General features: G+C 68.7%; 15 protein-coding genes. 5 read left to right on the top strand and 10 right to left on the bottom strand.

Annotated features, from left to right (window positions below):
* Positions 1–17: 17 nt before the first annotated feature.
* The 3 genes from ACHAA3_RS01240 to ACHAA3_RS01250 are packed head-to-tail and all read right to left on the bottom strand — an operon-like array spanning position 18 to position 4,559.
* Positions 18–1,394 (bottom strand): DUF5719 family protein, encoded by a 1,377-nt coding sequence (locus tag ACHAA3_RS01240; RefSeq protein WP_435707111.1) that lies wholly within the window; start codon positions 1,392–1,394, stop codon positions 18–20.
* A complete protein-coding gene (locus ACHAA3_RS01245) occupies positions 1,391–4,273 on the bottom strand; it encodes a glycosyltransferase (RefSeq protein WP_435707112.1) in 2,883 nt (960 codons plus the stop codon). Before ACHAA3_RS01245 ends, ACHAA3_RS01240 begins: the two co-directional genes overlap by 4 nt.
* Positions 4,274–4,304: 31 nt before the next feature.
* On the bottom strand, positions 4,305–4,559 hold the full coding sequence (locus tag ACHAA3_RS01250) for a WhiB family transcriptional regulator (protein WP_435707113.1): 255 nt from the start codon (positions 4,557–4,559) through the stop codon (positions 4,305–4,307).
* Between the two features lie 95 nt (positions 4,560–4,654).
* Here ACHAA3_RS01250 and ACHAA3_RS01255 point away from each other — a divergent pair, with 95 nt between their 5' ends.
* The gene (locus ACHAA3_RS01255; RefSeq protein WP_435707114.1) at positions 4,655–5,323 is read left to right on the top strand and encodes a TIGR03089 family protein; all 669 of its coding nucleotides are present in this window, start codon (positions 4,655–4,657) and stop codon (positions 5,321–5,323) included.
* On the opposite strand, the gene ACHAA3_RS01260 is transcribed toward ACHAA3_RS01255, so the two are convergent.
* On the bottom strand, positions 5,307–6,728 hold the full coding sequence (locus ACHAA3_RS01260; protein ID WP_435707115.1) for an LCP family protein: 1,422 nt from the start codon (positions 6,726–6,728) through the stop codon (positions 5,307–5,309). The genes ACHAA3_RS01255 and ACHAA3_RS01260 overlap by 17 nt on opposite strands.
* 109 nt (positions 6,729–6,837) lie before the next feature.
* A complete protein-coding gene (locus tag ACHAA3_RS01265; RefSeq protein WP_435707116.1) occupies positions 6,838–8,253 on the bottom strand; it encodes an LCP family protein in 1,416 nt (471 codons plus the stop codon).
* A gap of 138 nt (positions 8,254–8,391) precedes the next feature.
* On the opposite strand from ACHAA3_RS01265, the gene ACHAA3_RS01270 reads away from it, so the two are divergent.
* The 3 genes from ACHAA3_RS01270 to ACHAA3_RS01280 are packed head-to-tail and all read left to right on the top strand — an operon-like array spanning position 8,392 to position 11,301.
* Entirely contained in the window at positions 8,392–9,510 is a 1,119-nt protein-coding gene (locus ACHAA3_RS01270; protein ID WP_435707117.1) for an LCP family protein, read from the top strand.
* 22 nt (positions 9,511–9,532) lie between these two features.
* Complete coding sequence (dapD, locus tag ACHAA3_RS01275; protein WP_435707118.1) at positions 9,533–10,474, top strand: 2,3,4,5-tetrahydropyridine-2,6-dicarboxylate N-succinyltransferase; 942 nt, start codon at positions 9,533–9,535, stop codon at positions 10,472–10,474.
* A 2-nt stretch (positions 10,475–10,476) separates the two neighbouring features.
* Positions 10,477–11,301, top strand: a complete 825-nt coding sequence (locus tag ACHAA3_RS01280) for a hypothetical protein (protein ID WP_435707119.1) — start codon at positions 10,477–10,479, stop codon at positions 11,299–11,301.
* A gap of 29 nt (positions 11,302–11,330) precedes the next feature.
* Here ACHAA3_RS01280 and ACHAA3_RS01285 read toward each other — a convergent pair whose 3' ends face one another.
* The 4 genes from ACHAA3_RS01285 to fdxA form a co-directional block, all read right to left on the bottom strand.
* On the bottom strand, positions 11,331–11,666 hold the full coding sequence (locus tag ACHAA3_RS01285) for a PadR family transcriptional regulator (RefSeq protein WP_435707120.1): 336 nt from the start codon (positions 11,664–11,666) through the stop codon (positions 11,331–11,333).
* Entirely contained in the window at positions 11,659–12,096 is a 438-nt protein-coding gene (locus tag ACHAA3_RS01290; RefSeq protein WP_435707121.1) for a hypothetical protein, read from the bottom strand. Before ACHAA3_RS01290 ends, ACHAA3_RS01285 begins: the two co-directional genes overlap by 8 nt.
* 99 nt (positions 12,097–12,195) lie before the next feature.
* Positions 12,196–13,287 (bottom strand): succinyldiaminopimelate transaminase, encoded by a 1,092-nt coding sequence (gene dapC / locus ACHAA3_RS01295; protein WP_435707122.1) that lies wholly within the window; start codon positions 13,285–13,287, stop codon positions 12,196–12,198.
* A 21-nt stretch (positions 13,288–13,308) separates the two neighbouring features.
* Positions 13,309–13,638, bottom strand: a complete 330-nt coding sequence (gene fdxA, locus ACHAA3_RS01300; protein ID WP_435707123.1) for a ferredoxin — start codon at positions 13,636–13,638, stop codon at positions 13,309–13,311.
* Between the two features lie 93 nt (positions 13,639–13,731).
* On the opposite strand from fdxA, the gene ACHAA3_RS01305 reads away from it, so the two are divergent.
* Entirely contained in the window at positions 13,732–14,691 is a 960-nt protein-coding gene (locus ACHAA3_RS01305; protein ID WP_435707124.1) for a GNAT family N-acetyltransferase, read from the top strand.
* A gap of 116 nt (positions 14,692–14,807) precedes the next feature.
* Here the strand turns inward: ACHAA3_RS01305 and ACHAA3_RS01310 are convergent, their stop codons facing one another.
* Positions 14,808–16,787, bottom strand: a complete 1,980-nt coding sequence (locus tag ACHAA3_RS01310; protein WP_435707125.1) for a VanW family protein — start codon at positions 16,785–16,787, stop codon at positions 14,808–14,810.
* Positions 16,788–16,816: the final 29 nt, after the last annotated feature.

Here is a 16,816-nt window from a genome sequence, read left to right on the forward strand (position 1 = left end):
GTCGGCAGAACCTGATGTCAGCCGTCGGCTGGGCGAACGGCGGGAGCGGCCACCGACACCGGCGTCGGCACCACGGCGAGCGAGCTGATCCGGTCACCGCCGCTGTAGCTGGCTGCGGCCACGACATCGCCCGTTCCCCGCACCACGACGTAGGCGGCATCAGAGGTTCCCTCCGGCACCGCTCGGACGCTCTGGGTCGTGCCGGCGTCGACGTCGACGCTGCTCGAGCCCAACGAGGTCATCTGCGCATCGAACACCTCGACGTCCACCGACGCAGCGCGGTCCGGCGCCGTCAGCAGCAGCTGGGGAGCCGTGACCCCCGAGCCCAGGTCGACCGGGACGACGGCCGAGCCGTCCAGGGCCGGCGTCGTCTCGGACACCGCATAGTCGGTGTCGTTCGCACGCACCCGCAGACCGGCCGCGACCGGCTGATCGCCTACGACCCGAAAGGCCTGCGGACCAGACCCGACCGAGTCCGGCACATCGACCTCGACGTACGCCCCGGGTTCGACGACCAGGTCCTGCAGGTCCTCGACGGGGAAGGTGCCGTCGGCGCCGAGCGACTCGATGTCCACCCGCGCCGTCTGGTCGCCGGGGTTGAGCAGCATCAGCTCTTTGTCCTCTGCACCGCCATCGACGCCGCCGATGATCTGATCCCGGCGGGGCGCCTGGGCCGATCCGATCGTCTCGCTACCCGCAGGCGCCGCCGTGAAGCGGTCCAGCACGGTCGCCGAGAGTGCTCCTCGTGTGCGCTGGACCTCGAGCCCGAGGACCGATTCGCCGGCGGCGAGATCTTGCAGGGGCAGACGACGAACCTCGTAGGCGTCAAGGGTGATGCCCGAAGCCTCGACCGCGTCGATCGGACCCTCCGTGCCCCACAGCTCGACGTCGGCCACGGCTGGAGCCGAGGACAGGTTGCTCAGCACCAGCGTCGAGAAGTGGCGTCCACCCGAGCCCGCTCCGAGGAACCACGCATCGTCGGCCACTCCGGGACAACGTCCCACGGCGAGCCCACCGCCCTGATCATCCGGCGCGACGCGGCCGAAGTGCCCGCTCGCCGCGGCCCCCTGCCCCGTCTCGGTGACGACGACGCCTTCGGCGTCGAACTCCGACGTGGTCCAGGCGCCCGGGTCGGACATCGCTGTCGCGGCCTCTGCATCGGCGTCCTCGGGGAACACCCGGACCGACCGGTCGTCCCCGGCGCGAACCTGGCCGGCACCGACCGTGGTGCCACGTCCGGCCGGGCAGGCGTAGGACGTCTCCACGACATCCACCGACTGCGCAGGTGCCGGATCGTCGGAGCGACCGGGCACCAGCGAAGCAACCAGGACCATCACGGCTGCCGCACCGGGCAGCAGCGCGGGCCAGGCCCGGGTCAGGAGCGATCGCGTCATGAGCGATCCGCCTGCAGCGTCAGGTCTGAGGGAGCCTGCTCGTCGTCGTCCACCTGTTCACCGTACTCAGCACGACGTCGCACGGGGGTGACCAGCACGACCGCCGCCAGCCAGACGAAGACGTGCAGCACTGACGTCAATTGACGCCACCACGGCACGTCGGTCGGCGTCAGGTCGGGATCGACGGCCAGGGTCCAGACCCGCGACCCGGCCTCGTCGGTGCCGGACTGCTCGAGCAGCGGAGCTGCGTCGATGCGGCCAGCCAGCTCCGGATCGGCGTCAGGCAGGTAGATGGCATCGACGCCGGCCGCAGCCAGTACCTCGATGTCGTCGTCGGTGGCGCGCGCCACCAGGTTCTGCAGCGCCGTGGTCACGGGCGTCGATTCGTCGGCCGACGGCGCGAAGGCTTCTTGACCCAGGTACGCACCGCCACCGGTGACGGTGCGATAGGTGACACCCTCGTCGGCTGACCCGACCACCACCACGGTGGAACCGGGGCGATCGGCGAGGAAGGCCGGCACCGAGGGTGCGGCCGCGGCGTCGAGTGGTCCGTCGACTCCGTCGAGGAGCCACCAGACACCGACGCCGACCGGAAGGACCAGCGCGGCCACGGCGAGCACTGTGGACAGCGGGCGCCGCATGCCTCCGAGCTCAGGCATGGCCAGCAGCACGGCCGTGGCCAGCGCAGCGAGCCACAGCACGCTCGGCACGCCCACCCAGGGCGCCAGGTCGGTGCGACCGACCGCGGCCTCGAAGGACATCACATGCCCCAGCAGGGCCACCGCCAGAGCGATCAGCCCCAGGGCCCACGCCGTCATCACGTGGGGGCGGGTCCGCTGCGGCAGGAGTGCTGCCACGGCGAGCAGGATCAACGGGACGCTCAACCACCACGGAGCCTGGAGATCGCCTGCGCGACCAGCCACGATGTCGAGCACGCTCTCCGCGCCGGGAACCGGACGGCCGGCCTCCCACCACCAGCGCCACGGCACCAGGGCACGAGCCCACAGCCAAGGACCGAGGAGCAGCAACGCAGCGCCCAGGGACAGGGCGAGATGACGACCGATGCGGGCACCCTCACGGAACCAGAGCACCGCCAGGCCCAGCACCGACAGCACCAGCACGACCGGCGCGAAGGCTGCCCCGACCGCGATCCAGATGCCGAGTCTCAGGGCTCTTTGCCACGTCGGATCCGCGACGACCTGCCAGCCCACGTTGACGATGATGGGGACGACCACGAGGGCCACGACCGTGCCGAGGCGCCCGGCCGGCACCGCGCCGACGGCAGCCACGGCCGCGCCATAGGTCACCGCCCACACGATGCGTGCTGAGCGGTCGGAGGTGATCTGACGTCCCAACCGGTGCGCTGCGAGTCCGGCCAGGGGCACCGCGAACAGCATCAACGTCGAGACCACCAGGTCGGGGGCGAACCAGACCGGCGTCGCGACCACGGCGAGGAGCAGGGAGAAGATCGGGGACTCGGCGTCGGCTGTCAATCCGAGGCTGCGCTCACCGCCCACCATCAATGACCACCACCCGCCTGCGGTGTCGGGCGCCCGCAGCAGAGCACCTCCGGACAGGCCCCCGCTGAAGATCCCATCGAGGAGCGTGCGCGACGCGATCAACGAGAGGAGACCGAGCGCGACCACCGTGACGAACCAGGGCCGCCGCTGCAGCAACGGAGGGCCGTCGTCGAGATCGTCGACCTCGGCCGGCGTGTTCTCGAGGCTCGATCGACGACCCACGGTCTCGACCGTCTCGGGTCGCACGATCGCCGCGGTTGCCTCACGCATGGCGTCGAACCCGTGCTGGTACGGCAGCCAGCGCGAGGCGAACAGGCCCCGAATCGTCCGATTGGACCGACGAGCGGTGAGGGCGCGACGTCGGCGTGCGCGCACCAGCTTCAGGGGATGCGCGTAGGTCGACCGCACGGCGAGCAGCTCGTCGCCGGCAGCCTCGGGATCCTTGGCCACGAGCAGGCCCACGACACGCAGCACCGATCCGAACAGCAGTCGCACGAGCTGCCACCACACGAGCACAGGACCGGCGTTGGCCAGCAACGTGAACATGCCGGCGCGACGGCGTTCCCAGACCGGCTGATCACCGGCGGCACGACGGCGCACTCGTCGGGTCGAGGCCTCGACGTGGAACAGCACGCCCTGTGGCGCGGTCACCGTGCGATGCCCCGCGCGGGCGACCCGCCACCCGAAGTCGATGTCGTCGAAGTACAGCGGCAGGTCGGCGTCGAAACCGCTCAGCTCGTCCCACACCTCGCGCCGCACCAACATGCCGGCGGAGCTGACCGCCAACACGTCGCGAGAGCGATCGTGCTGACCCGCGTCGGGCTCGCCGGTCTCCAGACCGGTCTCCCGGTTTCCGGTGCCGGTGATCGTCAGACCGACCTCGAGCAGGCGGCGCAAGGAGGGCCATTCACGAATCTTGGGCCCGACCACCGCAATGTCGTCGGCCGAGGTGGCCACGTCGAGCAGGGCTGCCAAGGTGGTGGGGAGCACCGCGTTGTCGTCGTGCAACAGCCACAACCACTCGGTGCGCGGCATCGCGTCGACCGCCAGCTGCACGGCCCCACCAAACCCCGTGCCCTTGGGTGCACGCAGCAGACGTTCACTGCCCAACGAGCTGGCCAGCAGCTCACCACTGCCGTCGGTGGAGGCGACGTCGACGGCACGCCACACGTCTGGAGCGTGCACCATGCCGGTCAGGGACGTGAGGACCTTCGGCAACCAGACCGCGCCGTTGTGACTGACGACGACCACGGCCACCGAGGGCGGGTCGTGCGTCCAGCTCTGCGCATGATCGGCCTGCGCATCATCGGCTACGGCATCGTCGTTTCGCGCATCGTCGGTCTGGGCAGGGTCAATCACCCGGCGAGCCTACAGAGGACGACAGGTGAGGTCAGGCGCGCTTCTTGAGCTTGCGCCGTTCGCGCTCGGACAGACCGCCCCAGATGCCGAACCGCTCATCATGCGCCAGGGCGTACTCGAGGCACTCACCGCGAACGTCGCAGGTCAGGCACACACGCTTGGCCTCGCGCGTGGAACCGCCCTTCTCGGGGAAGAACGCCTCGGGATCTGTCTGAGCGCACAGCGCGCGCTCTTGCCACATGAGTTCCTCATCGGATTCCAGCGGCAGACCCAGATCGAATGACATGAATGGAATTACACGCCTCCCGTACGCACAAGTCAAGCCGAACCTTGACATTGGTCACTCGCTCGGCGTGTTGCACCGGGATCTAGCATGGCCTGATGGACACCTTGGACCGGCTGCTGCCCGCGATCGTCGATCCCGCAGCCCCACTGATCACCTACTACGGCCCAGGTGGCGAGCGTGTCGAGCTCAGTGGAACCACGACGGCCAACTGGGTGGCGAAGACCTCGAACCTGCTCATCGACGAGCTCGAGGTGGAACCGGGCACCCGGATTCGACTCGCACTGCCGACACACTGGCAGCGCTTCGTGTGGCTGCTGTCGGTGTGGAACGTCGGGGCCGTCGTCGTCGACCACGACGCCTCGATCGCTGTGACCGGCCCCGACCTGGACGCGGACGAACCGGTGCGTCTGGCCACGGCCCTGCGGCCGCTGGGTGGTCCGTTCATCGATCCTCCCCAGGGCTTCGCCGATCTCGCCGTCGAGGTGCCCGGTCAGGGCGACCACTTCCTCGCGCTCGACCCGCCCGCCGCGACCTGGCCCGCCCTCGACACCTCCGACGCCGTCGCGACCCATGCCGAGCTGCTGGCCTCCGCACGGCCGGACTCACGGCGTCTGCTGGTCGAACCGGGCAGCATCGCCCGAGACGCGGCGCTGATCGTGTCGGCGTGCGCCGGTCGGGGTTCGCTGGTCATCGACGCGACGGGCGAGGCTGGCGCCGGCGACGGCATCGCCGCTCAGGAGGACGCGGTCAGCAGATCGACCTGAGGTCGTCGGCGTTGTTCGCCGCGTCACCCAGGTCGTCGTCGGTGGGCTCGCCCGCCTCAGGGCTGGGGCTGGGAGTGCCCGGGTCCTCCTGAGTGGGAGTCGAATCAGGGGTGGCGGTCGGCGCGACGGGACCGTCGATGGCGTCGGCGATCAGCTGGTGGATGACGTCGAAGTCCGGGAACGAGGTGTTCACGACCGGCGGCACCAGTGAGACTGAGCTGATCTGCTTGCCGCGCGCCTTCAGGGTCAGGTCTGCGAACTGCCCGAGCTCGGTGGCCGGGATGTCGGTGCTGACGAGGTTCTTGCTGGAGTCGGCGATCCGCGACGCATTGAGCAGCACGGTCTGCGGACTGAGTTGTTCCAGCATGGCCGACATCAGGCACTTCTGGCGGCCCATGCGCGTGAAGTCGTTGGACTGCACCCGGCTGCGGGCGTACCAGAGCGCCTGGTTTCCGTCGAGCGTCTGGACGCCGGGCTTGATGTACTCCTGCTTGTAGGCGTCGTCCTGGCCGAACATCGCGATCGGCGCCTTGATGTCCATGTCGATCCCGCCGACCGCGTCCACCAGCGAGCTGAAGCCGCCAAGATTGACCATCACGTGGTAGTTGATGGTCAGGTCGGTGACGCCTTCGACGGCGTCGATCGTCGCATCGAGGCCCGGATCCTCGCTTCCCGGGTACAGGTCGGTGCGTTCCTCGACCACGGTGTGCACCGCGTTGAGCAGACACTCGTCGCCACAGTTGAAACCGTCGGGATACAGGTCCTGCATCGGCGAGTCGTCCCGGAACGGCACGTTCTCCAGGTTGCGCGGCAGCGACACGAGCACGGTGCGCCCGGTGTCCGCGTCGATGCTGGCCACGGTGAGCGAATCGGGCCGAATGCCGAAACGGCCGTCGCCGGAGTCCGAACCGATCAGCAAGATGTTGAAGCGCCCCTCCAGTGCCTCTGAGGTCTCGGTGTCGTCGAAGACCTGGGTGACGACCTCCCGGGACACCCCGAGCACCTGCGACACGTATGCCGCGGATCCGGCCACACCTGCGAGCAGGGCGACGTTGAGCACTGCGACCACCACGGTGCGAGGCCGGTCCAGGGGTGCCGACGAGGCGCTCCGCCAGGCGTCGAGGAACATCGAGACCCAACCGACCGCGAGCACGAGGATCGCGAAGCGGGCCACGAGCAGCGTGTCCGCATCGGCCACCGCGGCGATCGTTCCGGCGAGATCGCTGCGCGCCCGCCACACCACGACCATCAGCCCCACCACCGTGAGGACCCAGATCGCCAGGGCCGAGTACCCGACTCGGCGCCGCCCGGTCAGGACCTGAGCGGATCCGGGAGCCACCGCGGTCAGGGCCGTGAGCGTGAGGGCGCGCCGAAACCCCAGACTGCGGGCGATCTGTGGGGACATCGACTTCCTGGATCAGTCGGCGGAGGGGGTCACGTCAGTATCTCGGAGGCTTCCTAGGGCCGCGCCTCCAACGACGCTTCCGAGCACATGGGTTCAGCAGGTACCGCGTTCAGCAGGTACCGCTCAGGTCGGAGCTCTGGTTGTCCTTGCGGGGGTCCTTGGCCTCGCCCCCCACGTCGGGAACCTTCAGCTCGGCGGCACGCAGCCCGGCCTGGGGCGGCGCCTTCTTGCCCTCGGCCTTGTCGACGGCCGAGGAGATCATCGAGTGCACTTTGTCGTAGTCCGGATTGCCGGTGTAGACCGCGGGCGGCACCAGCGAGACGGTCGAGACCTTCTGGCTCTTGGCCTTCAACGCCAGATCCATGAACTCGCCGAGGGTGCCGCCGGGAATGTTGGTGTCGAGCAACGACTTGCTGGAGTCGGCGATCTTCTGGATGTTGAGCAGCACGTCCTTGGGGTTGAGCTGCTGCAGCATGGCATTCATGACGCACTTCTGGCGGCCCATCCGCGAGAAGTCGTCGTTGTCGACCCGGCTCCGGGAGTACCACAGCGCCTGGTCGCCGGTGAGCTTCTGCGTCCCTGCCTCGATGTAGCCGCTGACCGGCCGGCCGATGCCGTCGATCGCGGTGCGCTCCTTGACGTCGACCGTCACGCCGCCCACAGCGTCGACCAGCTGGCTGAATCCGCTCATGTCGACCATCGCGTAGTACGCGAGATCGAGTCCGGTGATCGCCTCCACCGCGTCCATGGTGGCCAGGAGCCCCGGGCGCTCGCCATAGCTGGCCGGGAACAGATCGGCGTGATCGTTGGCCCAGGTGTTGACGCTGTTGAGGTAGCAGTCGCCCTCGCAGCTGTCGAAGCCGTCGGGGAACTGCTCGTGCATCACGGTCCCCTTCGGGAACGGGATGTCCTGGAGGTTGCGCGGCAGACCCACCAGCACCGTGCGGCCGGTGTCTGCGTCGACGCTGGCCACCGTCAGGGAGTCCGGACGCGCGCCGTTGCGGTCCGGGCCGGAGTCTCCACCGAGGAGCAGCACGTTGTAGCGGCCGTCCGCTGGGCCCTCGGACGACTCCGAGGCGAAGACGGTGCCGATCATCGAGTTGCCGGTGCTGACCAGGTGGGCCGCGAACAACATCGTGCCGGCGGTGACGAAGCAGAGCACCGAGTTGAGACCCGTCATCCAGAGCCGGTGCGAACGCTCCATGCGCAGAGGCTGCGCGAGGCGCCACGCGTCGAGCATGAGCACGACCCACGCGATCGCGCCGGCAATGAGCAACCACGTGCCCAGGTGCAGGAGGGTGGAGTTGGTGGCGAGGACGAACAGGCCCCGACGGGACACCATCGAGACGAGCAGGAGCACGGCGCCGAGCGCCAGCACTCCGAGCCAGATCCGCACGGCGATGCGACCGACCTTCTTGTTCCCGGTGACCAGCTGGGCCGATCCGGGCATGACGAGCGTCATGAGGGTCAGGGTCAGTCCTCGGCGGAACTGGATGCGCGCCGTGGCGTCGGCAACGTCAGACATGGTGTCCTCACGGTGGGGAAGAAATCAGTGGGGATGCCCGGAGGCAGATTCAGTATCCACACAAACCCTCGAGTTGAGGTCGAGGGCGCGCCGAGAGGTGGCCTCAGATGTCAGATGGTCTCCGGTACCTTCGACCTCATGTCCGATCCTCGCTCCCCCGATGAGTACGACTGGCTCTACGGGAAGCCGCAGCAGGCGGCTGGCGCATCGGCCCCGCCGCGGTCCTCGCGCGGCGGCAACGACCTGCCCCCGCCGAAGCTGCCTCCTCCCGGCAGGCGTTCGAGCGACGGAGCCGGTCGACCACCGCGTCGCAAGCGTTCGCTGCCGCGAGTCCTGGGGATCATCGTCCTGGTCTGGTTGGTCTTCCTCGCCGCCGTGCCGCTGTACGCCTGGAGTCGCATCGACAAGGTCGACGCCGACCCGGGCGGTGATCGACCCGGCGAGCAACCGGGCACCACGTACCTGCTGGTCGGGTCGGACAGTCGCGAGGACCTCAGCGAGGAGGAGCGCGAGAGACTCACCACGGGCGACGCCGGTGGCGGACGCACCGACACGATGATGCTGCTGCACACCGGATCCGGTCCGACGCTGCTGATGTCCATCCCCCGCGACTCGCTGGTGGACGTCCCCGGCAACGGCCGCACCAAGATCAATGCGGCGTACGCCTTCGGTGGCCCCAAGCTGCTGGTGCAGACGATCGAGCAGAACACCGGAATCCGTGTCGACGACTACGTGGAGGTGGGGTTCGGAGGGCTGGTCGACGTCGTCGACGCCCTGGGTGGCATCGAGATCTGCCCGCAGGACGATGTCGACGACCAGGACTCGGGTCTGAACGTCAAGGCCGGATGCCAGGAGGCCGACGGGCCGACGGCCCTGGCCTTCGCCCGCAACCGCAAGTCGTTCGGAACCGGCGACATCCAGCGGGTGCAGAACCAGCGCGAGGTGATCGGCTCCATCGGCTCGGCCGCGAAGTCGCCGTGGACCGTGCTCAACCCGTTGCGCTACATGAGAGTCGGTTCGAGTGCGGCCGAGTCGCTGACCATCGGTGAGGACGTCGGGCCGATCTCGCTGGGCAGGTTCGCCCTCGCGCTGTCCGGCGCCATGGGCGGCAATGGTCTGAACTGCACGGTCCCGGTGCAGGACTTCGAGGTCAACTGGGACGCTGAGCGCGCCCCGGCCATGTTCGACCTGATCAAGGAGGACCGCACCGCCGACATCGGTGAGCTGTGCACCGCCGATGGTCTGCCGGCTTCGTGACCGGCGTCGATAGGTTGGTCCCATGAGTTCGACACACACTTCTGCACACGCAACCGGCATCGCGACGGTCGCCTCGGACGGATCCGTGCTCGACGTCTGGTACCCCGAGCCCCGTCTCGGTTCGCCAGCGCCGGGCGCTCCGGAGACCAGAGACCTCGAGGCCCTGGCCGGGACCGACGAGATCCGCGCCGTGCACCGCACGGTGGTCCACACGGAGATCGCCGACCTCGACGCTCCTCCGGTCGACGCTGCCGACGCGTGGCTGCGTCTGCACCTGTTGTCGCACCGTCTGGTCCAGCCCCACGGGTTGAACCTCGACGGCGTGTTCGGGTTGCTGACCAACGTGGTCTGGACGTCGATCGGCCCATGCTCCGTGGCCGGCTTCGAGCTCACTCGGGCGCGGGCGCGCGCTGCAGGCCTGCACGTGCAGGTGACCAGCATCGACAAGTTCCCCCGCATGACCGACTACGTGATCCCCACCGGCGTGCGCATCGGCGACGCCGACCGCGTCCGTCTCGGCGCCCACCTGGCCGAGGGCACCACCGTGATGCACGAGGGCTTCGTGAACTTCAACGCCGGCACGCTGGGCCATGCGATGGTCGAGGGACGCATCTCGGCCGGCGTCGTCGTCGGCGACGGCTCCGACGTGGGTGGTGGCGCCTCGATCATGGGCACCCTGTCCGGCGGCGGCACGGCCGTGATCAGCGTCGGCGAGCGCTGCCTGATCGGCGCCAACGCCGGCATCGGCATCTCCTTGGGCGACGACTGCGTCGTGGCCGCCGGCACCTACGTCACAGCAGGCACCAAGGTCACGCTGCCCGACGGATCGGTCGTCAAGGCGTCCACGTTGTCCGGCCAGGACGGCATCTTGTTCCTCACCGACAGCGAGTCCGGCGCCATCGTGGCCCGGCCGCGCGAGGGGCGCACCGGTATCGACCTCAACGCGTCTCTGCACGCCAACTGACGATGAAGCTGCGGTGGGTCGTGCTGGCCGGTCTGGTGACCGCCACCCTGCTGCTCGGCGTCGTGGTGCGTGATCGCACGCCGCTGCGCGGCGAGTACTGCGCGGCCGAGGTCGGCGAGGTCAGCTCCAGGATCGACCTCGAGCAGGGCCAGTGGTCCTCGCTGATGGCGGCCATGGCCCAGCAGCGGGGACTTCCGCCGCGTGCCACGACCATTGCGATCGCCACGGCGTTCCAGGAGTCGAAGATCCGCAACATCGACTACGGCGACCGCGACTCCCTGGGTCTGTTCCAGCAGCGACCCTCGCAGGGCTGGGGAACTCCGGAGGAGATCCTCGACCCGGTCTACTCGATCGGGGCGTTCTACGACGGGCTGCAGATGATCGACGGTTACGAGGAGCTGGAGATCACCGACGCCGCCCAGCAGGTGCAGCGCTCGGCGTTCCCGCTGGCCTACGCCGATCACGAGGACAATGCCCGCGCCCTGGCCTCGTCACTGCGAGGCTTCAGTCCGGCGGCGTTCACCTGCCAGTTCAATCCTGGCGGCGTCGGCAGCACCCAGCGCGTCATCGAGCAGCTGCAGATCGCGTTCGGCGACATCGACGTCGAGGCCGACGGCGACCTGGGGTCCTACCAGCTCGACGGTGCCGCCGACGACGTCGAGGCCCGGGGCTGGGGCATCGCGCACTATCTGGTGGGCAACGCCCAGCAGCTCGGCATCAGCCGCATCTCCTTCGACGGTCGTCTCTGGACCGACGAGGACTCGCCTGACGGCTGGCAGCCCGACCCCGAGGCGGATTCGACCGTGGTCCGATTCGCGACCAACTAGGGACTCGCCCGAGGCTCCGGGCGGGATGCTCAGGTGATCTGGGCTTCCTCGATGCGGTGCAGATAGTCGTCGCCCCTGCCGGTGAGCTCGTACACGTGTCGGGGCGCACCGGTGCGGTGTCCTGGCTCCTCGCGGACGGTGACCAGTCCGAGTCCCCGCAGGCGCCGCAGGGTCCGGTAGAGCCCTCGTTCAGTGATCTCCCACCCGGTCCGATCAGCGAGCGCCTCGGCGATGGCCGAGGTGGCGACCGGGGCGGCGTCGGCGATAGATCGCAGCAGCACCACGGTCGTGGCGCTCTTCTTGTGCACCTCCACCCAGGCACGGACGAGCTCGTCGACGAGCTCGTCCTCCTCGCTGTCAGGCATGAAGATCCTCAAACCCGCGGGAGGCGATGCTCGCGGCCAGGTGGATGAGCAGACCCGCCCCCCAGATGACAAACATGCCGAACAGGACACCGAACCACTGGTCGTCGATCGGGAAGCTCGCATCACCGCGGATCGCTTCATCGTTGCTGGAGACCAGCACCGCGGCGTGGAGGTGGAAGCCGAGGTTGACGGCGAGGAACCCACACAGATGGGCCACGAGGCGTCCGAAGCGGATCTGCGACAGCGTCACTCGGTGGGTCCAGTGATAGACCGCGTAGACCACGGCAACAGCGGCCGTCAGCAGGTAGGCGGTGACGCCGATCTCGCTACCGGCGAAGGCGATCGCGACCTGGAGGACGATGTTCAGCGCCACCATGATGGCGAGGAAGGGCAGGATCACCCGACGGCTGTTGAGCTGCGTATCGGACATGGCCAAGATTCCCGTCTGGTTGTGTACCACAGGTACACTACCAGACGATTTCTTACTGGTCGAGAGCGCTAATTCTCTCCGACCATCGGTACTTCTGGATCAGGCGAGGCGTGAGGCGGCCGCGGCGACGCGTTCGTCGGTGGCCATGAAGGCGATCCGCACGAAGTCGCGCCCGCGGGCGCCGTAGAAGTCGCCGGGAGCGACCAGGATGCCGCGGTCGGCGAGCCAGTCGACGGTGGCTCGCCCGTTCTCGCCTCGTGTCGCCCACAGATACAGCGAACCCTCGGAGTGCTCGATCGTGAACCCGGCGTTCTCCAGCGCGGAAAGGAGGGCGGCTCGGCGGGTGCGGTAGATCTCGCGCTGGGCGTCGACGTGCGTGTCGTCGCCCAGGACGGCCTCCATGGCGGCGGCCACCGGGGCCGGCTGCATGAAGCCCAGGTGCTTGCGCACCTCGAGCAGCTCGCGCACGACGGCCCGGTCGCCCACCACGAAGGCGTCGCGATATCCGGCCAGGCTGGACCGCTTGGAGGCCGAGTGCAGCGCGATGATGCCGTCGTGGGAGTCGCCGCACACGTCGGGGTGGAGGATCGAGATCGGATCAGCGGTCCAGGCGAACTCGAGGTAGCACTCGTCGGAGACCACGAGGGTGCCGCGATCACGGGCCCACTGCACCACCTTGCGCAGGTGCTCGACCCCGAGCACCTGTCCGTGCGGGTTGGCCGGCGAGTTCAGGTAGAACAGAGCGGGCGTCCGCGGGCCGATGGCCACGGTGGAGTCGGCGGCAAGCACCTGGCACCCGGCGTAGCGCGCTCCCACCTCGTAGGTGGGGTAGGCGAGCTCGGGAAAGACCACGAGGTCGTCGGGGCCGAGGCCCAGCTGGGCCGGGAGGTTGGCGATCAGCTCCTTGGACCCGATCGTCGGCAGCACCGAGGACGCGTCCAGTCCCTGCACGCCGAACCGGCGGGCGAGGTAGTCCGCAGCGGCCTGGCGCAACGACTCGGGGCCGAGGACGGTCGGATAGCCCGGGGCATTGGCCGCGGCTGCCAGTGCTGTCTGAGCCAGCTGGGGCGAGTCGTCGACCGGGGACCCGATCGACAGGTCGACGATGCCGTCAGGGTGCGCCTGGGCGCGGGACTTCGCCTCGGCGATCGTGTCCCAGGGAAAGTCGGGAAACCGTCCCGCACTCTTCATGATCTGGTGCTGATCATGGTGCTAGTGCTGGTCCTGGTTCTGGGGAGGCAGCGCCGCGATGATCGGGTGATCGGAATCGATCAGACCGAGCTTGGCCGCTCCACCGGGTGAGCCCATCTCGTCGAAGAAGTGCACGTTCGCGTCGTAGTACTCCTTCCACTCCCCCGGGGTGTCGTCCTCGTAGAAGATCGCCTCGACCGGGCACACCGGCTCGCAGGCGCCGCAGTCGACACACTCATCGGGGTGGATATAGAGCATGCGTTTGCCCTCGTAGATGCAGTCAACCGGGCACTCGTCGACACACGCGAGGTCCTTGAGGTCGACACACGGCTGGGCGATCACATACGTCACAGGGGGGCTCCTTCGTTGCTCACCACCAGTATCGCGCCCGCCACCACGCGGGTGACGCTCAGGTCCGCATCGTGGGCATGGGAGCCTGTGCGGGTGACTCCTCATCCTGCGGTCGGCAGCCGGATCGTGGTGCGATCCCGCACCGGCCGCACCGGTCCCAGTGGTGGAGCCGAGATGACCGATGTCGTCGGCCGGCTGCTGGAGGCCGACGAGACGGCCCTGGTCGTCGAGCGTCGCGACGGCCGGGTGGAACGAGTGGACCGGGCCTCGATCGTGACCCTGAAGTCCGTGCCGGATCGTCCCCTGCGCCGGCGACGAGCACTCGACGTCGATGCCGACCACCTCACCCAGATCACGTCCCGCGGGTGGCCGCCGGTCGAGTCCGAGGCGCTGGGCGAGTGGGAGCTGCGCTGGGCCGGCGGATTCACCGGCCGCGCCAACTCCGTGGCCACGACCGGATCACCCGGCGTCGATCTCGACGACGCCATGGAGAGGGTGCAGGCCTGGTACACGGCCCGGGACGCCCCGGTCCTGGCCCAGGTCGTCGTCGGGTCCCCGGCCGAGCAGGCGTTCGGCGCAGCTGGATGGACACCGGGCAACGCCTCTCGCCCCGGCGCCGTGGTGCAGGTGGCCGACCTCGATCCCGCGTACACCGTGGATCCGGAGATCACCGTGAGCACGGACCTGAGCGAGGACTGGCTGGCCCTCTACGGGCGCATCGACGAGGCACCCGATGCTGCTCGCGCGGTGATCGGCGGGCCACCTACGGCTGGCTTCGCTCAGCTGGGCCATCCGGTCGAGGCGATCGCCCGGGTCGTGGTGACCGGCGAGTGGGCAGGGCTGTCCGCCGTCGAGGTGCTGCCTCACCGGCGTCGCGAGGGCGTCGCCACCCGCCTGGTGTCCACGACACTGGCGTGGGCCGTGCAGCACGGCGCCGACAAGGCCTACCTGCAGACGATGCGCGACAACACCGCCGCGCTCGCCCTGTACGAACCCTTCGGCTTCATCGACCACCACGAGTACCGCTACCTGCAGCCGCCTGGTGGGCGGTGACTTAGCGTCCTATCGCCACGGGTGGCGGTGACTTTGCGTCCTGTCGAGGGTCGGGATGGGACGCTGTCCCACCGCTCTTCACGAGGGACAGCGCCGTCTGACGCGGAGCGCCGGGCTCAGTCGTCGTCGTCCTCCGACGGCTTGGGACCACACACGACCCGGTCCGCAGCCTGGTAGACGGCAGTGTCGGTCTCGGACTTCACGTCGCGCCCGTCCTTGACGAAGGTACGGATGATGTCGATGTCGAAGCCCTGGATCGGCGACTGGGGAACGCAGCGGTCGGAGTCGTCGTACTGGATGCCCGGGGTGCGGAAGTTGCGGCGCTCCGACGCTCCGGCCCGGACCTCGTCCCAGATCTTGGTGCTCCACATCTCGACGTGCATCACGCCGCTGTTGCCCGGTGTGCTGGGCACGATGTAGGAGCGGATCAGGACTCCGTAGTCGGTGGGGTTCTTGAACCGCAGGTCGAGGTTGCCGAAGTACACGGTGGCCTCACGCCCGACCGGGTAGCGATCGATGTAGAACGCATGGGGGTGGTGCTCGGTGTCATCCATGCCGCCGAAGAACGCCGCGTTGTAGGTGGTCGTGACGGTCTGGGAGACGCCTCCGCCCAGCTCTTCGCGGAACACTCCACCGTTGATCACGGTGCCGGTGGTGAAGCCGTTGGCCTCGGTCCGCTCACCGACCGTGTCGTTGAAGCTGAAGGTCTCGCCCGGCTTCACGATCGTGCCGTCGAGGATCTCGGCGGCACGGCCCTGGTTGACGTTGCGGTACTCCGCGAACGGGAAGGTGGTCTCGAACTCGCTGATCTTCTCGGTGATCTTCAGCGCCTCGGCGTCGTCGGTGGTGAAGGACGGATCGACCTTCGTGGCCTCGACACTTACTGTGCGGTCGTCGCCGGTGGCCTGCACGGCGGGCAGGAGCTTGGTCGACATCTCCTCGGGCTGCAGACCGACCCCGGACTCCCCTGGAACAACGACCGGTTGGCCGTTCTCGATCCTGACGGTGGCGTCGACCGCCTCGCTCCCAATGCCCGTGGTGGAGTCGGTCAGCGGCTCGGCCAGCTTCTCCGGATCGATGAAGGGGACGAGCTCACCGTCCTCGACCCGGATGACGAGTGCTGGCGCGAACGCGGTGACGGGCAGGTCGACCGTGTCGTCACCGACCTCCAGCTTCACCGGGCCACTGACAGCCGTCGCCGCGATGCCGTCCATGGCTTCGTCGAGCCCGGCCTGATCGACCGTGGGCTGCAGGACCTTGGTGACGACCTCGCCCTCGCCGTCGTCGGCGACGAAGGCATCCTCGATCACCTCAGTGGTGGCAGGTCGGTCGACGGCTCGCCCGTCTTCGGGCGCTCGTGCCTTGGGCTTGGCGTCGGGAAAGGAGATCTGCGCCTCGACGACCTCGACGTCGACCGCCTCGCCGAGGGTGCCAAGGACGCTGTTGAACTTCGAAGAATCAGCCGACACCACGGCGTCGTGGGGGTTGTCGCCCACCAGCAGGGCGAACATGTCGCGCGGGTCCCAGCTGCGCGCGCCACCGGCCTCGTCGACCGAGGCGTCGGGATCGAACTCCAGACCGGCATCGGCAGGCTTGATCTCGAAGTCGGTGTCCTCGAAGGTCAGCATGATCGGCTGCTCGGTGCGCGGAGTCAGGTCGCTGACGAGCGTCGCACGCGCCTCCTCAGGCGACTGACCGGACACGTCGATGCCGGAGATCGTGGTCTCGTCGGGCATGCGGTCTCCGGTCAGGAAGTACCCGCCGACATAGGCCGCACCCAGCACGGCAGCTGCACCCAACAAGGTGTAGGCGGGCCAGCGTCGCTTCTTCGGCTTGTCCTCACCGGACGTGAAGTCACTTCCGTCGCCAGCATCGCTGCCCCGGCCCACGGGCGCAGGCCCGAAGAGGTCGTCGTAGGCCGTGGTCTCCGACGTCGCCTGATCCGGTTCCGAGTCCAGGTCGATCTCCGGCTGCTGCTCGGTCTCGAACGACTCGCTGTCGCGGCGGGGCGGACGCGAGATGGCTGCTGACACCGCAGCGAAGAGCTCGTCGTCCTCGCCGTCGGGAGTCGAGCCGCCAGGTCGAGAGGTGTTCATACGTGATCTCCGAGGTCGACGACAGGAGG

Source organism: Aeromicrobium sp. CF3.5 (genome assembly GCF_051262695.1).
Lineage (GTDB): Bacteria > Actinomycetota > Actinomycetes > Propionibacteriales > Nocardioidaceae > Aeromicrobium.

Coding starts and splice junctions, on each gene's coding strand:
- ACHAA3_RS01265 (WP_435707116.1), bottom strand. CDS start 8,253: ATGTCTGACGTTGCCGACGCCACGGCGCGCATCCAGTTCCGCCGAGGA.
- ACHAA3_RS01310 (WP_435707125.1), bottom strand. CDS start 16,787: ATGAACACCTCTCGACCTGGCGGCTCGACTCCCGACGGCGAGGACGAC.
- dapC (WP_435707122.1), bottom strand. CDS start 13,287: ATGAAGAGTGCGGGACGGTTTCCCGACTTTCCCTGGGACACGATCGCC.
- ACHAA3_RS01250 (WP_435707113.1), bottom strand. CDS start 4,559: ATGTCATTCGATCTGGGTCTGCCGCTGGAATCCGATGAGGAACTCATG.
- ACHAA3_RS01280 (WP_435707119.1), top strand. CDS start 10,477: ATGAAGCTGCGGTGGGTCGTGCTGGCCGGTCTGGTGACCGCCACCCTG.
- ACHAA3_RS01285 (WP_435707120.1), bottom strand. CDS start 11,666: ATGCCTGACAGCGAGGAGGACGAGCTCGTCGACGAGCTCGTCCGTGCC.
- ACHAA3_RS01260 (WP_435707115.1), bottom strand. CDS start 6,728: ATGTCCCCACAGATCGCCCGCAGTCTGGGGTTTCGGCGCGCCCTCACG.
- ACHAA3_RS01240 (WP_435707111.1), bottom strand. CDS start 1,394: ATGACGCGATCGCTCCTGACCCGGGCCTGGCCCGCGCTGCTGCCCGGT.
- ACHAA3_RS01290 (WP_435707121.1), bottom strand. CDS start 12,096: ATGTCCGATACGCAGCTCAACAGCCGTCGGGTGATCCTGCCCTTCCTC.
- ACHAA3_RS01270 (WP_435707117.1), top strand. CDS start 8,392: ATGTCCGATCCTCGCTCCCCCGATGAGTACGACTGGCTCTACGGGAAG.
- dapD (WP_435707118.1), top strand. CDS start 9,533: ATGAGTTCGACACACACTTCTGCACACGCAACCGGCATCGCGACGGTC.
- ACHAA3_RS01255 (WP_435707114.1), top strand. CDS start 4,655: ATGGACACCTTGGACCGGCTGCTGCCCGCGATCGTCGATCCCGCAGCC.